Origin of the sequence: Kaistella faecalis (assembly GCF_019195395.1) — a bacterium.
GTDB classification, from domain to species: domain Bacteria; phylum Bacteroidota; class Bacteroidia; order Flavobacteriales; family Weeksellaceae; genus Kaistella; species Kaistella faecalis.
The window spans coordinates 1,592,899-1,613,000 of record NZ_CP078067.1 but is presented as its reverse complement, the minus strand read 5'-3'; the positions used below and the strand labels follow the sequence as shown (position 1 = coordinate 1,613,000).

At 39.4% G+C, this 20,102-nt stretch carries 20 protein-coding genes; 13 read left to right on the top strand and 7 right to left on the bottom strand.

Features of this window, described 5'->3' with window-relative positions; genetic code table 11:
* Positions 1-25: 25 nt before the first annotated feature.
* From KTV93_RS07705 to KTV93_RS07695, 3 genes are all read right to left on the bottom strand, one after another.
* On the bottom strand, positions 26-1,357 hold the full coding sequence (locus KTV93_RS07705) for a 4Fe-4S dicluster domain-containing protein (RefSeq protein ID WP_218248376.1): 1,332 nt from the start codon (positions 1,355-1,357) through the stop codon (positions 26-28).
* 13 nt (positions 1,358-1,370) lie between these two features.
* Complete coding sequence (locus KTV93_RS07700; protein WP_218248375.1) at positions 1,371-2,327, bottom strand: MlaD family protein; 957 nt, start codon at positions 2,325-2,327, stop codon at positions 1,371-1,373.
* Between the two features lie 121 nt (positions 2,328-2,448).
* Complete coding sequence (locus tag KTV93_RS07695) at positions 2,449-4,599, bottom strand: peptidylprolyl isomerase (protein WP_218248374.1); 2,151 nt, start codon at positions 4,597-4,599, stop codon at positions 2,449-2,451.
* A gap of 237 nt (positions 4,600-4,836) precedes the next feature.
* Between KTV93_RS07695 and lon the strand changes: the two genes are divergently transcribed.
* The 9 genes from lon (at position 4,837) to KTV93_RS07650 (ending at position 14,660) form a co-directional block, all read left to right on the top strand.
* Positions 4,837-7,239 (top strand): endopeptidase La, encoded by a 2,403-nt coding sequence (gene lon, locus KTV93_RS07690; RefSeq protein WP_218248373.1) that lies wholly within the window; start codon positions 4,837-4,839, stop codon positions 7,237-7,239.
* Between the two features lie 132 nt (positions 7,240-7,371).
* The gene (locus tag KTV93_RS07685; protein WP_218248372.1) at positions 7,372-7,722 is read left to right on the top strand and encodes a hypothetical protein; all 351 of its coding nucleotides are present in this window, start codon (positions 7,372-7,374) and stop codon (positions 7,720-7,722) included.
* A gap of 166 nt (positions 7,723-7,888) precedes the next feature.
* A complete protein-coding gene (gene pgi / locus KTV93_RS07680) occupies positions 7,889-9,529 on the top strand; it encodes a glucose-6-phosphate isomerase (protein ID WP_218248371.1) in 1,641 nt (546 codons plus the stop codon).
* Positions 9,530-9,553: 24 nt separating this feature from the next.
* Positions 9,554-10,438 carry a bifunctional 5,10-methylenetetrahydrofolate dehydrogenase/5,10-methenyltetrahydrofolate cyclohydrolase gene (locus KTV93_RS07675; RefSeq protein ID WP_218248370.1) on the top strand — a complete coding sequence of 295 codons (885 nt, stop codon included), beginning with the start codon at positions 9,554-9,556 and terminating at the stop codon, positions 10,436-10,438.
* Positions 10,431-11,063: a 7-carboxy-7-deazaguanine synthase QueE gene (locus KTV93_RS07670; protein WP_218248369.1), complete on the top strand. Its 633-nt coding sequence runs from the start codon at positions 10,431-10,433 to the stop codon at positions 11,061-11,063. Before KTV93_RS07675 ends, KTV93_RS07670 begins: the two co-directional genes overlap by 8 nt.
* 36 nt (positions 11,064-11,099) lie before the next feature.
* Entirely contained in the window at positions 11,100-12,452 is a 1,353-nt protein-coding gene (locus KTV93_RS07665; RefSeq protein ID WP_218248368.1) for an exopolysaccharide biosynthesis polyprenyl glycosylphosphotransferase, read from the top strand.
* A 36-nt stretch (positions 12,453-12,488) separates the two neighbouring features.
* Complete coding sequence (locus KTV93_RS07660) at positions 12,489-13,241, top strand: MlaE family ABC transporter permease (RefSeq protein WP_218248367.1); 753 nt, start codon at positions 12,489-12,491, stop codon at positions 13,239-13,241.
* Positions 13,241-14,050 (top strand): ABC transporter ATP-binding protein, encoded by an 810-nt coding sequence (locus KTV93_RS07655; protein WP_218248366.1) that lies wholly within the window; start codon positions 13,241-13,243, stop codon positions 14,048-14,050. The genes KTV93_RS07660 and KTV93_RS07655 overlap by 1 nt, the downstream gene beginning before the upstream one ends.
* Entirely contained in the window at positions 14,043-14,660 is a 618-nt protein-coding gene (locus KTV93_RS07650) for an outer membrane beta-barrel protein (RefSeq protein ID WP_218248365.1), read from the top strand. Before KTV93_RS07655 ends, KTV93_RS07650 begins: the two co-directional genes overlap by 8 nt.
* Positions 14,661-14,693: 33 nt before the next feature.
* On the opposite strand, the gene KTV93_RS07645 is transcribed toward KTV93_RS07650, so the two are convergent.
* Both KTV93_RS07645 and KTV93_RS07640 read right to left on the bottom strand, forming a co-directional pair.
* On the bottom strand, positions 14,694-15,014 hold the full coding sequence (locus KTV93_RS07645) for a hypothetical protein (protein ID WP_218248364.1): 321 nt from the start codon (positions 15,012-15,014) through the stop codon (positions 14,694-14,696).
* 73 nt (positions 15,015-15,087) lie between these two features.
* Positions 15,088-15,894: a M48 family metallopeptidase gene (locus KTV93_RS07640; RefSeq protein WP_218248363.1), complete on the bottom strand. Its 807-nt coding sequence runs from the start codon at positions 15,892-15,894 to the stop codon at positions 15,088-15,090.
* A 106-nt stretch (positions 15,895-16,000) separates the two neighbouring features.
* On the opposite strand from KTV93_RS07640, the gene KTV93_RS07635 reads away from it, so the two are divergent.
* Positions 16,001-16,534, top strand: coding sequence for a DUF4251 domain-containing protein (locus KTV93_RS07635; RefSeq protein ID WP_218248362.1), 534 nt, complete (start codon positions 16,001-16,003; stop codon positions 16,532-16,534).
* Here the strand turns inward: KTV93_RS07635 and meaB are convergent.
* Both meaB and KTV93_RS07625 read right to left on the bottom strand, forming a co-directional pair.
* Positions 16,524-17,519, bottom strand: coding sequence for a methylmalonyl Co-A mutase-associated GTPase MeaB (gene meaB / locus KTV93_RS07630; RefSeq protein ID WP_218248361.1), 996 nt, complete (start codon positions 17,517-17,519; stop codon positions 16,524-16,526). The two genes, KTV93_RS07635 and meaB, sit on opposite strands and share 11 nt — an antisense overlap.
* 23 nt (positions 17,520-17,542) lie before the next feature.
* A complete protein-coding gene (locus tag KTV93_RS07625; protein ID WP_218248360.1) occupies positions 17,543-18,538 on the bottom strand; it encodes an enolase C-terminal domain-like protein in 996 nt (331 codons plus the stop codon).
* 87 nt (positions 18,539-18,625) lie between these two features.
* On the opposite strand from KTV93_RS07625, the gene KTV93_RS07620 reads away from it, so the two are divergent.
* Genes KTV93_RS07620 through KTV93_RS07610 form a run of 3 tightly spaced genes read left to right on the top strand, consistent with a single transcriptional unit; the run spans position 18,626 to position 20,052 of the window.
* On the top strand, positions 18,626-18,952 hold the full coding sequence (locus KTV93_RS07620; protein WP_230259134.1) for a c-type cytochrome: 327 nt from the start codon (positions 18,626-18,628) through the stop codon (positions 18,950-18,952).
* A gap of 5 nt (positions 18,953-18,957) precedes the next feature.
* Positions 18,958-19,302 (top strand): tRNA-binding protein, encoded by a 345-nt coding sequence (locus KTV93_RS07615; protein WP_218248359.1) that lies wholly within the window; start codon positions 18,958-18,960, stop codon positions 19,300-19,302.
* Positions 19,303-19,353: 51 nt separating this feature from the next.
* A complete protein-coding gene (locus KTV93_RS07610; RefSeq protein ID WP_218248358.1) occupies positions 19,354-20,052 on the top strand; it encodes a 3'-5' exonuclease in 699 nt (232 codons plus the stop codon).
* Positions 20,053-20,102: the final 50 nt, after the last annotated feature.

Genomic DNA, 20,102 nt, shown 5'->3' with positions numbered 1-20,102 from the left:
AATATTCATCTCCGGTGTTTTCAAATTAGTTTTCTTTTGCCCAGTTCAAGCGGTCTGCTTGGTTATAAGCCCATGGAGCTGCATTGTTCTCTACATTTGTCATCATAACGTTCAGTTCGCTTGGTGCGGAAGACTGTTCCATGACCAGAAATCTTCGCATTTCAAAAATGATAGATAGCGGATCAATCAATACCGGACAAGCTTCAACACATGCATTACAGGTTGTGCATGCCCAAAGTTCTTCTCTCTGGATATGATCATCGAGCAATTTCTTGCCATCATCGACAAATTTCCCGTTTTTATTGATGTTTTTAGCAACTTCTTCAATACGGTCGCGCGTATCCATCATGATCTTACGTGGCGACAATTTCTTGCCGGTAATATTGGCAGGACAAACGGAAGTACATCGTCCGCACTCCGTGCATGAATAAGCATTTAACAGCTGAACCTGATTTAAGTCAAAAATATCATTCGCACCAAATTTGTCAGGGACAGCATTTGGATCTGCTTCCGGAGCCGCTGCATAAGGATCAGCGTTGGGGTCCATCATCAGTTTAATCTCTTTGGTAACAGAATCTAAATTATTAAATTTACCTTTCGGCTGCAGATTAGCAAACCATGTATTAGGGAAGGCAAGAATAATATGAAGGTGTTTTGAATAATACAGGTAATTCATGAAGAACAGAATCCCCACAAAGTGAAACCACCACGCTCCTCTTTCAAGGAAAACAAGGGTGCTGTCACCAAAATTGCCGAAAAGAGGCGCAATTAAACCGGATGAAACAGGAAAGTTACCGTGTTCTGCAAGTACTCCTCTCTGTTGAAGAACCCAATCGGCGGAATTCATGGTGAAAAACGCCGTCATTAAGGCAAATTCAATGAGCAGAATCCAGTTCGCATCCTGTTTTGGCCAACCGAAGAGTTCTTTCATGGTGAGTCTTTTCACACCGTAGAAATTTCTTCTGATAAAGAAAAGAACTACTGCAATAATGACTAAAAGCGCCAGAATTTCCAGAGTTGCAGTAAACACACCATAGAGGGTGTCACCAAATATTCCGGCAAGGAAACGGTGAGTACCAAAAATACCGTCGACGATAATTTCAATAAGCTCAATATTAATAATCACAAAGCCTACGTAAACAATCACGTGCAGAAACCCGGCAATGGGTCGTTTGCCCATTTTGCTCTGGCCGAGGGCCACTTTTGCCATTGTTTTCCATCGGACGGAAGGGTTGTCGGTCCTGTCGATTTTCTTGCCGAGCTGGATGTTCCGATAGATTTCCTTTAAGCTTTTAAAAAAGAATCCAAAGCCCGCAATAAGGGCAATGAAGAAAATAATATTGTCAATATATTGCATATTGAAAGGGTTTTTAGTCTTTTGGCGTACTGTTCTTTCCGAATACGGAGAAATTCAGATATCTTTTTGGATTGGCTTTCAGATCCAGAATCAGATTATTTAAATTTGCTGATGATTCATTAAGATTCTGGTAAAGTTGCTCATCTTTCGCGAGTTTACCAAGCGATCCTTCACCATTCTGTATGCCGGAAATAACACCGTTCAGTTTATCAGCTGTTAAACTTAATTTATCAATCGTATTGTTTAGTTTCTGCACATCTACTTCGTCTGCAACTCTTCCGTATTTATCGATGGCTGTTTTGGCACTTATTGTTGCGAGATTCGCATTATCAAGCATTTTCTGAATACGGGGATCATTATTGGCGAGAAGTGAGTTAGTCTGTTGAGAAGTAGCTTCAAACGAAGTTACCGTACGGTTCAGGCTGGACAGCAATGCGCGGATCGCCTGCTGGTTTTGCGCATCAGTAATGGCATTGGCGTTCATCATAAGACTGTCTACCCTTCTTAAAACCACCTGTACCTGATCTTTCACAGGACCTACCTGTGATGAGATATTATTCATCATCGAAAGCGTAAATGCGCCTTTCAGGGTATCACCGTCTTTAGCCATTGGACTTCCGTATGCCAGATTAACCCTCATTTCTTTTCCGGACATCAATCCAGGTTCGAAAATTTCTAAAGTGGATCTTTTTGAAAATTCAAAATTATCATCAACGGTCACTTTCACTACAAAATGGATTTTCCCATCGGGCTCCGTGATCGGGATAATCTGATCAACCTGACCAACTTTCAAACCATTAATAGACACTGGGTTAGACGCTGCCAAGCCCTCTACATTGTCGAATTTTGCGTAAAAAATATTGTCGGTAGTAAAAAGGCTTTTACCTTTCATGAATTGGAACAGAATTACAAATCCTACTATGGCTAAAATTGCGATTAATCCTGCTTTTATTTCTTTTGTGAACTTCACTTTTCTTTAATTTTATAATGAACAAATATAATACATTTTCAACGAAATTTTTAAATCTCGGGTCAGCAATGCAAAAAGCGACCCATAAGAGTCGCTTTTGATAATATTTTTAATTCCGAGATTACTGCTGTGCAGCCTGATTATAAACTTCGATTCTGAAATCTTTGATGTCAGCATTATCCTGAAGACTCTTCAACAGAGCTTGTCCGAACTGCTGTGAATTCTGGCTTGCTAATGCCTGGGTTACCTGCTTGATATCTCCCGGTTGTTTGTTAAGTGTTTCTGATTTCTTAACGACTACATAAACACCGGTCATTCCTTCTACTGGATTTGAAACTTTGCCTTTGGCAACACCAAATGCTGCACCTGCCACTTTCGGTTCCATAGCACCAGCAATCTGCGGGCTCAGCATGTTAACCTGTGCAGCTTGCTTAGAAGTACCAAACAGTTTTGCAACTTGGTCTAAACTTGTCGCTTTGGCAGCTGTAATTTTATCTGAAATCTGTTTCGCTAAAATTTTATTTTTAACGATAGGTTCAATTTGGTCACGAACAGCTTCCGGATCTGCAGTACCGGGATCCTGTATTCCGTTAAGATAGGCTACGATACGGTCTCCAGTTCCATCAACGGTGAAGATATCTGCATCTCCTTTGTCACGTTTTTTGTTGAATGCCCAGGCAATAATCTCCTGATCTTTATCGGTACCCAATCCAGGTAACTGACCTTGGAAACGGCCAACCTCTTTAGGATTGAAGAACTGATAATTGTTTTTCTTCGCAACATTGGCAAAATCATTAAATGATTTCCCCTGAACCTGCTGGATGAATTTGGTAGCCTTGGTGTAAACCTCGCTTTCAGTTTTGTCTGAAGGTTTTACAGTTTTTACCAGATTGGCAACTTTGTAAGTCATCGCTCCGGATTTCTTATCTTCGATGTTGATGATATGATAACCAAACTGAGTTTCTACTACTCCCGTTGATCCTTTACCATTGTTCGCAAGGAAACTTAAGTACTCAGGCACGAAAGGCGTTGCAGGAGTTGTCCAGCCAACACTTCCACCTTGCCCAGCAGAACCTGGATCAGATGAATATTTTAAGAATTCTGTAAATTTAGCAGGTGTTGCTTTCAATACTGCACCGATAGAATCTGCCAATTTCTTAGCTTCTTCTTTTGTTCTGGTCTCATTCGCTCCGGCCTGATTTCCTTTGTACGAAACTAATATATGTCTTGACAAGGTCGAGTCTGAAGGTTTTTTATCTAAAATTTTAGAGACAACATAAAAATTCTGCTCTTTGTACGGACCAAAAGTAGTTCCTACTGCAGCACCGGCAACTTTATCTTTAATTGAAGCCGGAAGTTGTTCTGCTGAAAAATAGGTTGGATTGTAAGGAAGGTCGGAATTAAGAGAAACAAACATAGAGTCGTTTGTTGTATTCTGGAAGTTTTCTTTTCCGTCACTCATATCTGTTCCCTGTGAAAACAATTTATTAATTTCCGCCTGTGTTACCGCTTCGTCCTGTGGACTTGCCGCTGCAGGAAAATATACAAGTCCGATATTTCTGCTTGCATCTCTTTTGAAGAGAATCGGGTGTTTTTTAATATAATCTGCTAAATCCTGAGTAGTAACTTTTACAGGATTTTTTTGAGCATATGCTGCATAATCAACTTTTACAAAATCGATATCCGCAATCTGGTCTCTCTGCTTCATCATTTCCTCAGCTTCTTTCTTGCTCACGGTGATTCCGGTGGAAACATTTGCAAAAAGCTGGCGAGCCATCATTCTGTATTCAATTGCTTTTTTAGTTTTCAGCCAGTTGTTGTACATTTCGACATTACCACTGTTCTGAAGTTCCTCTATCTGCTTTTTGATTTCCTGAACTTTGAAATTGCCTTTTGCATCAAAGTTTTCAGGGTTTTGTGCAAACATTGGATCAAACTGCAATTGGTTATAGAACATGTCATCGGTTAAGGTAAGTCCCATTTTATCGAACTGTTGCTTAATCAGTTTCGATTGCACTACCATTTGCCATGCCTGCTCTTCCAAACCTGTAGCCGGTTGCCCTTGTTGCTGAGCTTGTTGCTGAAGCATAAACAACTGGTCATCAAAATCTTCTTTTGTAATTTCGTCGCCGTTTACCTTTCCGTAAACACCTGGTTTTGCGCCGAACAGTTTTTCTAAACTGTCAGGATTTACCACGAATGCCAACATCGCAACAGCGATAATTCCCATTAAAAGCCAAGGTCTGTTTCTAATCTCTCCTAAAACTGCCATCTTTTTTGTATAATTTTATCAGTTTGCGAAAATACACATTTTTAAGAGATTAAGAAAAATTTTACACATTTTAAAGTTATTTTTTCGGAAACATGGTAATTTTGTCTAAATATTGCCTTGGCACAGTGCTTGTGAAATTACACTCACCTATTTATTTAAGGCTGTTATAAAGCGTAATCTTACTTAACAGCACTTTAATCACCTATTATAAATGACAATTTGTCACTCCACAATATTATGACAGAATTTGATGATCTCAACTTTGATGAAATTATAACTGATGGATTCAGTATCGTAGCAGAAGAAATTAACCTTTCAGAAATGGATCAACCTAACAGCAGCGAACAGAAAATATTCCCGATTTTACCGGTAAGAAATATGGTAATGTTCCCAAAAGTGGTGATTCCCATTACGGCAGGACGGGAAATGTCGATCAGGCTGCTGGAGGAAGCCCAGAAAAATAATGAATTCATTGGGATCGTAAGCCAGAACAATTCAAATATCGAAAGCCCTACAGAAAATGATCTGTACAAAACAGGAACTTTAGCAAAAATCATCAAGATTATAAAACTTCCTGAAGGGAATGTTACCGCAATTACAAGAGGCTTTCAGAGGTTTACAATTAAAAATCTCGTTGAATCAAAACCTTATTTCAGAGCAGAAATCACCAAGTTAAAAGATGTTACATCTAAAAAAACAGAGGAGTATGCGGCACTTTTAGAGAATATTAAAGATTTGGCACTCAAAATTGTCGAACTGGATCCAAACATTCCGTCCGCTGCCAATTTCGCGATCAAAAACATGAGCGATAATGAGGATTTGCTGAATTTCATATGTACTAATGCCAATTTTACCTCCGCAGAAAAACAGAAACTTCTGGAAGAAAAAAGTCTCATGAACCGTGCACAGAAATGTTATGAGCTGATGCATGATGAATACAGAAAGCTTGAACTGCGAAATCAGATTCACCAAAAAACAAACCGCGAACTCGATAAAAGCCAGCGCGAATACTTCCTGAACCAACAGATCAGAGCAATTCAGGAAGAATTAGGAGGCGGCCCCGAATCGGATGTGGAAGAACTTTTACTGAAAGCACAAAAAGTAAAATGGAGTGAAGACGTTGAAAATCATTTCCAGAAAGAAATTAACAGGCTTCAGCGACAGAATCCGAATTCACCAGATTACAATGTGCAGCGTAATTACCTGGATTTCTTTACAGAATTGCCTTGGGAAACCTACTCCAAAGATATTTTCGACATCAACAAAGCCCAAAAAGTTTTAGACAAAGCTCATTTCGGACTCGAGGATATCAAGAAAAGAATCCTCGAACACATGGCAGTTCTGAAACTGAAAAACAATATGAAATCTCCGATTCTTTGTTTGGTAGGACCTCCAGGAGTCGGAAAAACTTCATTGGGTAAATCAGTTGCAGATTCCCTGGGAAGAAAATATGTGCGGGTTTCTTTAGGAGGCCTTCACGATGAATCTGAAATTCGGGGCCACCGCAAAACTTATATTGGCGCAATGGCCGGCCGAATCCTGCAATCCATCAAAAAAGCAGGCACTTCAAACCCCGTAATTGTTCTCGATGAGATCGACAAAATCGGTCAGGGAATCCATGGTGATCCAAGTTCTGCATTGCTGGAAGTACTTGATCCTGAACAGAACAGTACCTTTTATGATAACTTCCTGGAAATGGGATATGACCTTTCGAAAGTGATGTTTATTGCAACGGCAAACTCACTGTCAACCGTTCAGCGCCCGCTCCTCGACAGGATGGAAATCATCGAAATTGCCGGTTATACTTTAGAGGAAAAAGTAGAAATTGCAAAAAGACATCTGATTAAAAAACAGCAGGACGAAAACGGACTGAATGCAAAGTCATTCAAACTCGGAAACCCCGAACTGAAACATATCATCGATGCTCATACTTCCGAAAGCGGCGTACGTGGTCTGGAGAAAAAAATTGCCTCAATAGCAAGATGGGTCGCATTGCAGACCGCGATGGAAAAAGAATATAATCCAAAAATTTCTATTGATAAAACTGATGAAATCCTTGGTGTTCCAAGACCTAAAAGTCTTTCCGAAATTACAGGTGTTCCGGGCGTCGTAACAGGTTTGGCGTGGACACAGGTTGGCGGAGACATTCTTTTTATCGAAAGTATTTTAAGCGAAGGAAAAGGAAACCTCAGCATGACCGGAAATCTGGGAACCGTCATGAAGGAGTCTGCAACAATTGCGTTGGAATACATCAAAGCAAAACATGATGAACTTGGAATTTCTTCAGAAGATATTCAGAAAAAAAACATTCACGTTCACGTTCCTGAAGGTGCTACTCCGAAAGACGGGCCTTCAGCGGGAATCGCGATGCTAACTTCCATCGTATCAAGTTTTAAGAATAAAAAAGTAAAACCCCATTTGGCCATGACCGGGGAAATTACTTTGCGGGGAAAAGTGCTTCCTGTGGGTGGAATTAAAGAAAAACTCCTTGCAGCGGCCAGAGCAGGAATTACTCAGATCATTCTCTGCGAGGCTAACCGTAAGGATGTTGAAGAAATCAAAAAAGATTATCTTAAAAATCTAAAGATCAATTTTGTAAACAGAATTAGTGAAGTCATCGACCTTGCAATTGAAAAATAAAAAAACTACCCTATCAAATTAAGTCCGCCAAATTGCGGACTTTTTCTTTAATGATAAATATCACTTTTTGTCTCTAAAAGAAAAATTGCGAATGATTTCGCATTTATGTTTTTTAATTTTAAAAAAAAATTCATGAAAAAGACATCGGCTGCGTTACTTGCGTTTACACTGTTATTCAATTCATGCACTACCACCTTGGTATCCGCTAATAAACAGGTCCATTTAGAAGATGCTGTACAGACCAATAAAACTTACACATTTGTTCAGAACAATGGTTCTACACAAAAAATTCAGGTTACAAATACAGATGCAGAACAAATTTCAGGAAAAGATGAAAATGGGAAAATGATTAATATTCAGAAAGCAGAAATTGCTGAAGTTAAAAAGAACAATACTTTAGGAACAGTTTTGATTACAGTTGGAGTTGTTGCCGCAGCAGTCGTTATTCCCGCATATGCTCGAAACAAACCGGTAGGTCAGTAAATGATAAACTTACAGAAGAAGTAAGATTCGAATTGTTTTCAATAAAAATCTTTTTTTAAAAGTTTCTTAACCGACACAAAGTTTCTCATCCGTTCAATTTTCCTTAAATTTGCATGATTCTATTACTTCACACTGTATAGATTTTTAAATATTAAAATCCCCCTAGATGTTACCAAAAATAAATCCTGAATCCACGCAGTCCTGGCAAAATCTTGAAGATCATTTTGCACAAAATGATTTTGATTTCAGATCACTTTTTCAGCAAAATCCAAACAGATTTAACGACTTTTCTATAAAAAGACCGGGTTACCTTTTCGATTTTTCTAAAAACTTAATTGATCAGGAAACATTAAACCTGTTACTGAAATTGGCGGAAGAAACTCAACTGAAATCTGCAATTTCTGCCATGTTTGAAGGTCAGCAAATTAATGAAACCGAAGACAGAGCTGTTCTGCATACTGCTTTGCGGGATTTTTCAGACGATGAAATCCTGGTTGATGGCGAAAACATAAAACCGGGAATTAAGAAAGTTCTCGATCAGATGAAAACTTTTTCCACGAAAGTTATTTCCGGCCAACACAAAGGTTTTTCAGGAAAAGAAATTACAGATGTTGTAAATATCGGCATCGGCGGTTCAGATTTAGGTCCGGTGATGGTTTGCTCTGCTTTGAAGCATTTTAAGACGCGTTTAAACGTTTATTTTGTTTCGAATGTAGACGGAAATCACATTGCAGAAACCCTGAAAAAACTAAATCCGGAAACCACGCTTTTTATCATAGCATCCAAAACTTTTACCACACAGGAAACAATGACCAACGCGGCATCCGCAAAAGAATGGTTCCTGAATAAAGGTTCTCAGGATGATGTTGCCAAACATTTTGTAGCACTTTCTACAAACACCAAATCGGTAAAAGAATTCGGAATTGCAGAAGAAAATATTTTTGAATTCTGGGACTGGGTTGGCGGAAGATACTCGCTATGGAGCGCCATTGGTTTAAGTATCGCGCTTGCCGTAGGTTACGATAATTTCGAACAGTTACTAAAAGGTGCAAACGAAACCGACACTCATTTCAGAACAGCAGATTTCAAGGAAAATATTCCTGTGCTTATGGGACTCCTCGGCATTTGGTACCGTAATTTTTATGGGGCAGGAACGTATGCAATTCTTCCGTATTCGCAGTATTTAGACCGATTTCCGGCTTATCTTCAGCAGGGAGATATGGAAAGCAACGGAAAATCTGTGGACAGAAACGGCGAATACGTAGAATATGAAACCGGCCCGATCATTTGGGGAGAACCCGGAACCAATGGGCAGCACGCATTCTATCAGTTGATTCATCAGGGAACAGAATTAATTCCTGCGGATTTCCTTGCTTATGCGAAATCCTGCAACGAAGTTTCCGATCATCAGGATAAATTATTGGCCAACTTTTTTGCCCAAACTGAAGCTTTGGCGTTCGGTAAAAATGCCGACGAAGTAAGAACGGAACTTTTCGCCGCCGGAAAATCGGAAGAAGAAATCGAGAAACTGCTTAATTACAAAGTATTCGCTGGTGATTCACCAACCAATTCTTTCATTTTTGATGAACTTACACCTTTCTCGTTAGGACAGCTTATTGCGCTTTACGAACATAAAATATTTGTTCAGGGTGTAATCTGGAATATTTTCAGTTTTGACCAATTTGGCGTGGAACTGGGGAAAGTACTGGCAGGGAAAATTTTAGCAGAACTTGGCGGTGAAAACTCGGTAAACTCACACGATTCTTCGACCAACGGATTGATGAATTATTATAAAGCTAAGAAATAAATCATAATCTAAAGTAAAAGTAAAATGGCAAAAATTCTCGATGGACTGAAAGTTTCCAAAGAAATCAAACAAGAAATCAGGGCCGATGTTGACAAAATTATCGCGGGAAAAAGACGTCCGCCGCATTTGGTTGCGATTTTGGTAGGCAGCAACGGTGCGAGCATGACTTACGTGAACAACAAAATCAAGGACTGTAAAGAAGTAGGTTTCAAATCATCGTTGGTTAAATTCCCCAGCACTGTGTCTGAAGCAGAACTTTTAGAGAAAATCAAGGAACTTAACCTTTCCAAAGATGTTGATGGTTTCATCGTGCAGTTGCCGTTACCTAAACAGATTGATCAGGAAAAAATCATCATGGCAATAGATCCGCGGAAAGATGTTGATGGTTTTCATCCGGAAAATTTCGGGAAAATGGCTTTGGAAATGGACACATTTTTACCCGCCACTCCTTTCGGAATACTCACTTTGCTTGAACGTTACGGTATCCAGACCGAAGGGAAACACTGTGTAATCATCGGAAGAAGCCGTATTGTCGGGAAGCCAATGAGTATTTTGATGGGAAGAAAACATTTCCCTGGGAATTCAACGGTAACGCTTACGCACTCCTACACGCCGCATATCGAGAAATTCACTCACCACGCAGATATTGTAATTACCGCATTGGGCGATCCCAATTTCCTGAAAGCGAATATGATTAAGAAAGGAGCTGTAATTATTGACGTAGGAATTACCAGAATAGAAGATGACTCAGAAAAAGGTTATCAGTTAGTGGGTGACGTAGATTTCGAAAGCTGCAAAACAAAAGCGAGCTGGATTACTCCTGTACCCGGCGGTGTAGGACCAATGACGCGGGCGATGCTGATGAAAAACACCATTTTAGCATATAAAACTTCAGTATATAATGACTAAAGAAGAAGAAAATATTTTATTGAAAGAAGGTAAAATGCTCCCAGTGATGGAGCATTTTTATACTTTGCAGGGCGAAGGTGCACACACCGGAAAAGCCGCATATTTCATCCGCCTTGGCGGTTGCGATGTGGGCTGCCACTGGTGCGATGTGAAAGAAAGCTGGGACCCGAACCTTCATCCTGTTATGGATGCTTTGCAAATTGCCGAAACCGCTGCCAGTTACTGTAAAACGATTGTTCTTACCGGCGGTGAACCACTGATGTGGAATTTGAATGTCCTCACAACTCGTCTTAAAGAACTGGGTTGCGAAATCCACATTGAAACTTCGGGGGCTTATGAAATGAGCGGAATCCTCGATTGGATTACCCTTTCACCGAAAAAAACCGGTTTGCCTAAAGATGAGATTTATTCAAAAGCCAGTGAACTCAAAATGATCGTGTTCAATAACAATGATTTTAAATTCGCTGAAGAACAGGCGGCAAAAGTTTCTGAAAATTGTAAACTCTATCTGCAAAGTGAATGGAGCCGGAGAAATGAAATGTACCCGAAGATTACAGATTTTATTCTTGCAAATCCTAAGTGGCAGGCATCAGTCCAGACCCACAAATATTTGAATATTCCGTAAATTATGTTAAATTTACTCTTTCTATAATTCGGTTTTATGCAAAAAATTCGATATTCTCGATATTTTAAGATCACATTTATACTACTGGACGTATTGGTAATAACCAGTGTTTTTTTGTTCTTTTTTATCAGGAATAACGAGGCTCAATACGAAAAAGATATCTGGGAGCAGAATTTATTATCCCTGGTTCTTCTTGCTCTCTTCTGGATCCTGCTAAGTGGCAGAACAAAACTCTATTCTGTAGCACGTAATCTTACCTACACCATTTATCTGGAGCGGCTTGTTACTCATATTTTCATCTTTATTTTTGGGGTGATTTTATTGGCCAAAGTAAGTAATAATGATTTCTTGAAGCAGGACCGTTTTCTCATTGCAATTAATCTTTTTTTTCTGCTTTTCTTTATCAAATCTGTTGTATTTTTTACGCTGAAATATCTTCGTACACTGGGGATTAATTATCGAAATATCATGTTTCTCACCCATGATTCGTCATCAGAAATCCTAAAAAATATTTTAACCGATAGAAAGGATTATGGTTTCCGGATTTTCGAATACCCTGCAGAAAAATGTTTTGATCTGGACAAATTAATTGCGTTCTGGAAAGACCACGCAATCCACACCATGTACCTGTCGTCAAACGGTTATGAAAAGAATGATGAGCAGGAAATCTACAGGCTTGCGGAGCTGCACAAAGTTAGAATCTCCCTGATTCCGAGTATTGTGAAGAATAACTTTTTCCAATATGATCTGGGTTACATAGAAATGCAGCCGATACTGGAGCGTTCTAAATTTCCTTTGGATTATCTTACCAATATCGTTCTGAAGCGAACCTTCGATATTATTTTTTCACTCATCATATTAATCGGTATATGCACCTGGCTCTTCCCTATTCTTTACATTCTTATTAAAACGGACAGCAAAGGGCCTGTTTTTTTCCTGCAAAAGCGCTACGGTTTTCATGACCAGGTTTTCAAATGCATTAAATTCCGTACAATGTACGTGAATGCAGATTCACTTCCGACCAATGCAAGAATAACCAAAATCGGCAGATTCCTGCGCAAAACAAGTTTAGACGAGATGCCGCAGTTTTTAAATGTTCTGAAAGGCGATATGTCGGTGGTAGGGCCCAGACCGCACATGCTTCTGGTAGATGATTTTTATAAATTGAAAATCGGGCGCTATTCGGTACGGAGTTTGGTAAAACCTGGGGTAACCGGACTCGCCCAGGTTAACGGGCTGCGTGGTGACAGCGGAAATATGGACATTAAAATGCAGAAAAGAATTCTGGCTGATGCGTTTTACGTTAAAAACTGGAGCTTCAGTCTGGATTTGGTGATCATTTTAAAAACTGTTTTTCTGGTGATTGGCGGTGATAAAAATGCCAATTAAAAAACATAGAAATAAATAAAACACTAATTTAGCCGAATGTTAAAAAAATTTTTGAGCCAGATCGGGGCCTATTTTCTCCTGCTGTCAAAAACAATAAAAAGACCACAGAAATCCTCAGTTTTCGGGAAACTGTTTATGAGAGAAATTCACGATTTAGGGGTTAATTCTTTCGGACTGGTACTCTTTACCTCCATATTTGTAGGAGCGGTTGTAGCGATACAGATGTTTAATAATTTCAAGGCATCAACATTCCCCATTCCTAATTCATTTATTGGCTACGCAACAAAAGTGGTCCTTATTTTAGAATTTGCACCCACCATTATTTCTGTAATTCTTGCAGGAAAAGTGGGTTCTTATATTGCATCGAGTATTGGGACGATGAGAGTAACAGAACAGATAGACGCACTTGATATTATGGGCGTTAACTCTCCCAATTTTCTTATACTTCCGAAAATCCTTGCAAGTATTGTTTTCAACCCATTGCTTATCGCGATCAGTATTGTTTTCGGTATTTGGGGAGGTTATTTGGCAGGAACTGCTACAGGAAACTGGAGTAAAGCTGATTATATAACAGGAATTCAAATGTATATGCCTCAACACTTTATATGGTATGCGCTCTTCAAAACCGCGGTTTTTGCGTTTCTTATTGCAACTATTCCTGCATATTTCGGATATAATGTTAAAGGCGGCTCACTCGAGGTAGGCCGTGCCAGTACACAGGCTGTGGTGTGGACCATCGTTTCCATCATTATTACCAACTTAATATTAACACAAATGTTCCTGAGCTGATGATTGAAGTAAAAGATTTGAAGAAAAGTTTTGAGGAGGTTGAAGTTTTAAAAGGCATTACCACCACATTCGAAACCGGAAAGGTAAACCTCATCATAGGTCAGAGTGGATCGGGAAAAACAGTTTTCCTGAAAAGTTTACTCAATGTATATCAGCCAACATCAGGCGAAATTCTCTTTGATGGACGCGACATCAATAAAATGTCTAGAGACGAAAAGCAGATACTGCGGTCAGAGATAGGAACAGTTTTTCAGGGAAGCGCACTTTTCGATTCGATGACAGTGGAAGAAAACATTACTTTTCCCCTTGATATGTTTACCAATCTGTCCTTCAGAGAAAAGAAAAGAAGGGTTTTCGAAGTTATCGGAAGAGTTCACCTGGAAAAGGCAAACCGTAAATTTCCCTCAGAAATATCCGGGGGAATGCAAAAAAGGGTTGCTATTGCCCGCGCAATTGTAAACAACCCGAAATATCTTTTCTGCGACGAACCAAACTCTGGTCTGGACCCATATACTTCAAATATTATCGATGATCTTATTATGGAGATCACCAAGGAATATAATACCACAACGATCATCAACAGTCACGACATGAATTCTGTGATGACGATTGGCGAGAAAATTGTATACCTACGTTTGGGAATAAAAGAATGGGAGGGAAATAAAGATGTCCTGATTAATGCAGGCAATAAAAACCTCATCGACTTCGTTTATTCGTCAGAATTGTTCAAGGAACTGCGTGAGTATTTCCTGGAAACAAATAAAACGTCAATCGATAATATTATTACAAAATCTAATGAAAATGACTAAGTTATTTAGTATCGCCCTTGTAGGAGCTTCAATATTCGCCTCAGCACAGGTTCAGGTTTCCGGACGGGCGAATCTACTTTTTAAAACAGATAAACCAAATTGGAAAAACATCAGTAACACCGCTTCCGGTGCTTACAATGAATCTGGGAAGAATAATGCGGGGTTTAATTTCGGTCTTTCAGCGAAAATTAATTTACCGCTATCGCTCTTTTTAATGCCTGAGATTTATTACACAACGCTCAAGTCTGAATTCACAGAGCCTACTACCAATACTACTTTAGAGGTGAAAAGCAACCGTGTAGATGTTCCCGTTTTGTTGGGCTATAATGTGATGGGAGATATGCTGGGAGTTTTCGTAGGTCCAGTTGCATCATACAATCTCGCATCTGACAATCAGTTTAATGATTTTAGAGAAAATGCAAAGAATGATTTCACCGTAGGATATCAGTTCGGTGCGCAGGTACAGTTGCAGAGATTTATCATCAACGGACGTTACGAAGGAGCTTTCACTGATGACCAAAGAGATTTTATTAACAATAACACCAATCAGACTATCCGGTACGATAGCAGACCAAGTATGTTAATTCTCGGTTTAGGTTATAAGTTTTAACAGAAAGACCTGCACATATAAAAATCCTCAGAATCAGTAATTCTGAGGATTTTCATTTGGGTTATTCTGTGTCAGATTTTGCTGTCTTGCAAGTTCAGCGGCTTGTCTTTCCAGATCTTCTTTTTCTCTTCGCAGTTGCTGTAGCTCTTTTCTTCTTTGCTCTTCCTTAAGTGCAGAACCTTTGCTTACATATCCTACGATCCCACCGATAATGAGACCAATACCGATTCCGGCGAGAATTCCCATGAGATTAATCGGCTCAAATAATTTTACCACCGAAAATTCCGGGAGCATGTAATAAAGTAGAAACGCTAATCCAAGAAGTAAAAATCCGATAAAGTGTAAATTTTTCATAGTGTTATAATTAACAAACCTTCCCAAAAATAAGAATTTTTTGAGAAGGTTTTATATAAATGTTATTGCTTTCTTAAATTTTTCCGCCAGATGCTCTATAATATTCCAAAGCTTTAGGCATGTGTTTTTCTAAATCAGCTCTTCTGTTCTCAGGACTTGGGTGGGTTGAGAGAAATTCTGGCGGTCGGTTTCCGGTGGAAGAAGCCTCCATTCTTTCCCAAAACGGCTGTGCCTGTCTTGGGTCGTAACCTGCCATCGACATTAGGTATAATCCCATTTCATCAGCTTCAAGTTCCTGGCCACGTCCGTATTTCAAAAGTGCAACTTGTGCTCCGATTGGATAAACCTGTTGGAAAATAGTTGCCATCTGACCACTTGTGGCACTTCCCAAAATTGCACCACCGTACTGTGCAACCATCGCCTGCGAAATTCTTTCGTTACCGTGACCTGCCAATGCGTGTGAAATTTCATGACCCAGAACTACTGCTAGTCCCGTATCGTTCTTGGTAATAGGAAGTATACCTGTGTAAACTGCTACTTTACCGCCAGGCATACACCAGGCATTCACCTGCTTGTCATCAATAAGATTGAATTCCCACTGGTAATCTGTAATGTCGCCCTCGCGGCCTATACCACGATAGTAATTGTTGGCGGCATTTTTAATCCTTGCGCCAACATTCTGAACGCTTTTCGATGCAGTTGTCCCGCTTACAATTTTAGCTTTAGACATTGCTTCTCTATATTGCTGCAAAGCCATTGCAGAGATTTCCTGATCGTTGGCTAACTGGAGAGATTTTCTCCCGGTAATAGGATTGGTTGTACAGGCGATCATCATTACAGATAATGCACCGATACCTAAAATTTTATTTACATTTTTCATAGCTTGAATATTTCAGTAATAAATTCGTATAAACAATTTTTATTCCATAAATTTTTTTCCGCCTAAGACTTGCATTATTTTTGTATAGAACAAAGAAAAAAACGTAATGAAAAAATTTATCAATATTTTAAGCGCAACAATTCTGATTGTCTTACTAAATTCATGCACTTCGGCCGGCGTAATCCCATCCGAAAAAGTCGCTAATCTGCTTCAGTCAGGGGAATTTACATTCATGGCCCAAAAAGCCAATCCCACAAATTATGATGTGGTAAATGTAATGAATTCCTTGCCTACCTCAAGTTCATCACGAATGCTGGAACTTGATTATGGATATACCATACAGCTCAAAAAATCGGACCTCGCTGTTGAATTACCCTATTTCGGACGAATGTACAACCCAAGCTACGACACTTCAAAAAATTCTTACCGATTCACGTCGAAAGATTTCAGTTTGAGTGAACAGCCCGGAAAGAAAGGAAGTACCGTATATACTATTATTACTAAGGATCAGCCCAATATCCGAAGAATCATCATGGAGGTGTTTAAAAATGGAAAAAGCTACGTCTCCATAGATTCGAATGACCGCGCTACGATTTCTTATGACGGATATATCATGGAAAATATAGCTTCTAAGAAGTAGAGGAATTCTTCAGAATTTCATCAACAAAAATTTTAGCTTCCGTACTGGGATTTGACGTCAGTGCGGAGGCGTTTTTTTTATGAAGCTCATAGGAGTTTTCTACAGATTGGTTTTCTCTGGTTCTTTGCAGAATATACTCCTGAACCCAATAATCAAAACGTTTTTCTGCCTGGTTTTTTCTGGTTTCATTAAAGGTTCCGCTTTTAACCTTCAAGTCAATAAACTCATTTATCTTTTCAAATGCTTCAAGCAGCCCATTATTCTTTAATGCCGAACCGAGCAATACAGGGACTTTCCAGTTCTTCTCCTTTGAAGGTAAAAATTGAAGTGCACGCACTAGTTCCAACTTGGTACTTTTTGCTTTCTGTACATTGTCTTCTTCAACTTTATTAATGAAAATGATATCGACCATTTCCATAATTCCGCGTTTGATTCCCTGAAGTTCGTCACCGCCACCAATAATCTTCAGAAAAAGAAAGACATCCGTAATATCAGATACGAGGACTTCGCTTTGCCCCACGCCCACGGTTTCTATTAAAATCGTATCGTAACCTGCAGCTTCACAGATCAGCATGGTTTCAAAGGTGGTATTTGCCACGCCACCCAAAAATCCTGAACTTGGAGAAGGACGAATAAACGCATTTTCCTCCTTCGAAAGTTCTTCCATGCGCGTTTTATCTCCTAAAATTGAGCCTTTATGAAGTGAGGAACTCGGGTCGATAGCCAATACAGCAACCCTTCGGCCTTTCTCGATCAACAACCTGCCGAAATTTTCGATAAATGTAGATTTTCCTGCTCCCGGAACTCCTGTAATACCAATACGGACTGACTTGCCGCTTAGAGGCAGAATTTCTTTCAACAGCTGTTCCGCCAGTTCACGATGTTCCGGTTTTTTGCTTTCCACCAAGGTAATAGCTTTCCCCAGCAATCTTTTGTCACCCGCTTTAACCCCTTGGATAAGTTTTTCTACAGAAAATTCTTTCATTAACTCAAAAATACGAATTCTTTTCAGGATATCATCTCAATTCCCAATCCGGGTTTCCGGCTGGGGACTAATATTCCTTTTTCTACGAGACTTCCTTTCGCATAATCATTTGAGATTAAATTAGCTCCGTCTAAATCTGCGTAATCACATAATGATGCTACAGCAATTCCTGCTGAAATTCCTACTGACGACTCTGTCATGCAGCCAATCATCACTTTATAATTATGATTTTTTGCTTCTTCTATCAATTCCAGTGCTGGGGTTATTCCTCCGCACTTCATCAGCTTAATATTAATGGCTGAATAATGAGGTTGGAGTCTTTCGAGATAAGAAAGATCCTGACAGTCCTCATCAGCCATCCATCTCGCGAAACCTTCTTTATTCAAAATCTGATACTCGCCCACTGGTAACGGCTGTTCTATATAAGTGAATCCTTCGGATAAGGGATGATTTTGCAGAAATACACAGTCTTGTGGAGAAAAGCTTGCATTGGCATCCAGCGCGATTTCCTTTCCACTTTCCAGTAGCCTGAAAACATTATTACGGTCGAGTCCGTTGCATTTTACCTTGAATTTCTGCCACGGAGATTCTTTGATTTTCTTTAGCTGAATATCGACGGAATCGATGCTTATGGTAAAAGAAGATTGGGGCAATCCAAAAGAGCTGAAGTAGTTAAGTTCATTGAATGTCTTTCCTTCCAGTTTTCCCGAAAGATCCCAGTAAGCGCAGTCTAATGCAGACCGAAGAAATGAATGTAGCTGCAAACTTGAGAGAAAAATGTAAAATTCAGTTGGTGTTACTATTGCGAAACGCTCCAATTGGTTTTGGATTTCTTTGAGCTTTAATTCAAAACCTGCCAGATTAATGCCGTAATAATTGATTGCGACGCATTCTCCATAACCAGTTTGATTATGTTGTGAAAGTTTTACCAGTAAGGAATCCCGGAAATCATAACTACCGTAAGCTATTGAAAATGTTTCTTTTAATTGAAGGCGGTGTTTGGTCCAAGAAATCTTCATATAGGTAAAATTTTCCTGAATTTTTCAGGTCTAAACAAATTTAAGCAGAATTTTGTTTATTTTTGAGAGAAACAAAGCAAATTAACTATGAATACAACTCAGGATTTAAGAACCAAAAAAAGAACATCAAATAAAGCAATCACTACTCTTTCAGCGATTGCAGCGTTCGGATTTTTAGCTTCCTGCACACAAAAACCAGTGGTGGTGGAAGGAACAAAAACCAAGACTGCTGAAAATTTAGCATTAGGAAAAACGGTCTTCGAAAACTCATGCGGAAGATGCCATGATCTCCCAAATCCTACGTCACATTCGGCCCAGGATTGGGTGGGAATCATGAACAGGATGGCACCAAAAGCGAAGCTTAACGACGAACAACACCAACTTGTTTACGATTATATCGTTTCGGTTAAATAATCGGTATGACTATCAAGCCTGAAATTACGTTCGCGGATTTTGAAAAAATCGACATCCGAACCGGAACAATTATTTCCGTTTCCGATTTCCCCGAAGCCCGGAAGCCTTCTTACCGGCTGGAAATAGATTTCGGTGCTTTAGGAATAAAAAAATCGTCAGCACAAATCACCGAATTGTATAAGAAGGAAGATCTACAGGGCAAACAAATTCTGGCGGTGGTAAATTTTCCCAAAAAGCAAATCGCAAATTTTCTAAGTGATTGCCTTTTACTGGGTGTTTACGGTGAAGGAAAGGAAGTTACCATTATAACTCCTTCGCTACCCGTAAAAAACGGATCAATTGTAGGTTAACCACTACCAGCATTACATAAATTTTCGAAAATTATTTTTAAAATCTTAATCATGATTCAACATATTCCTTTAGAAAAAATTCTTTTTCTGGACATCGAAACTGTACCGCAAGCCGGCAACTGGGAAGATCTGAATGAGACCGACCAATATCTCTGGGATAAGAAGACAAGGATGCAGCGAAAGGAAGATTTCACAGCTGAAGATTTTTACAGAGAAAGAGGCGGAATTATGGCAGAATTCGGTAAAATCATCTGTATTTCTGTGGGGATTTTAGAAAAAAGTGAAAAACTTATGGTTAAAAGTTTTTACGGAGACGATGAGAAAAAACTGCTTGAGGAATTCGGCGAGATATTTAACCGACCCAAACTTCATGATGTGATTCTTTGCGCACATAACGGTAAAGAATTCGACTTTCCGTGGATTGCAAGACGATTTCTTATCAACGGAATGCAGCCGCCGCGGCCATTTCAGCTTTTTGGGAAAAAACCTTGGGAAATTCCGCACCTGGATACTATGGAGTTATGGAAATTTGGTGATTACAAATCATTCATCTCGCTGGAATTACTGGCTCATGTTTTCGGAATTCCCACTCCGAAGGATGATATCGACGGTTCTATGGTTTCGTCGATTTACCATATAGAAAAAGACTTATTTAGAATTGTTCAATATTGTGAAAAAGATGTCTTAACTTTGGCAAATATTTTCCGGCGGATGCGCCAGGAAGAACTTCTCGAAAGGAAAACAGACTAACTTTTAAATAAAAATGGACTTTGCTGCGCTTTGCAGAAGGAGTTCCGCAA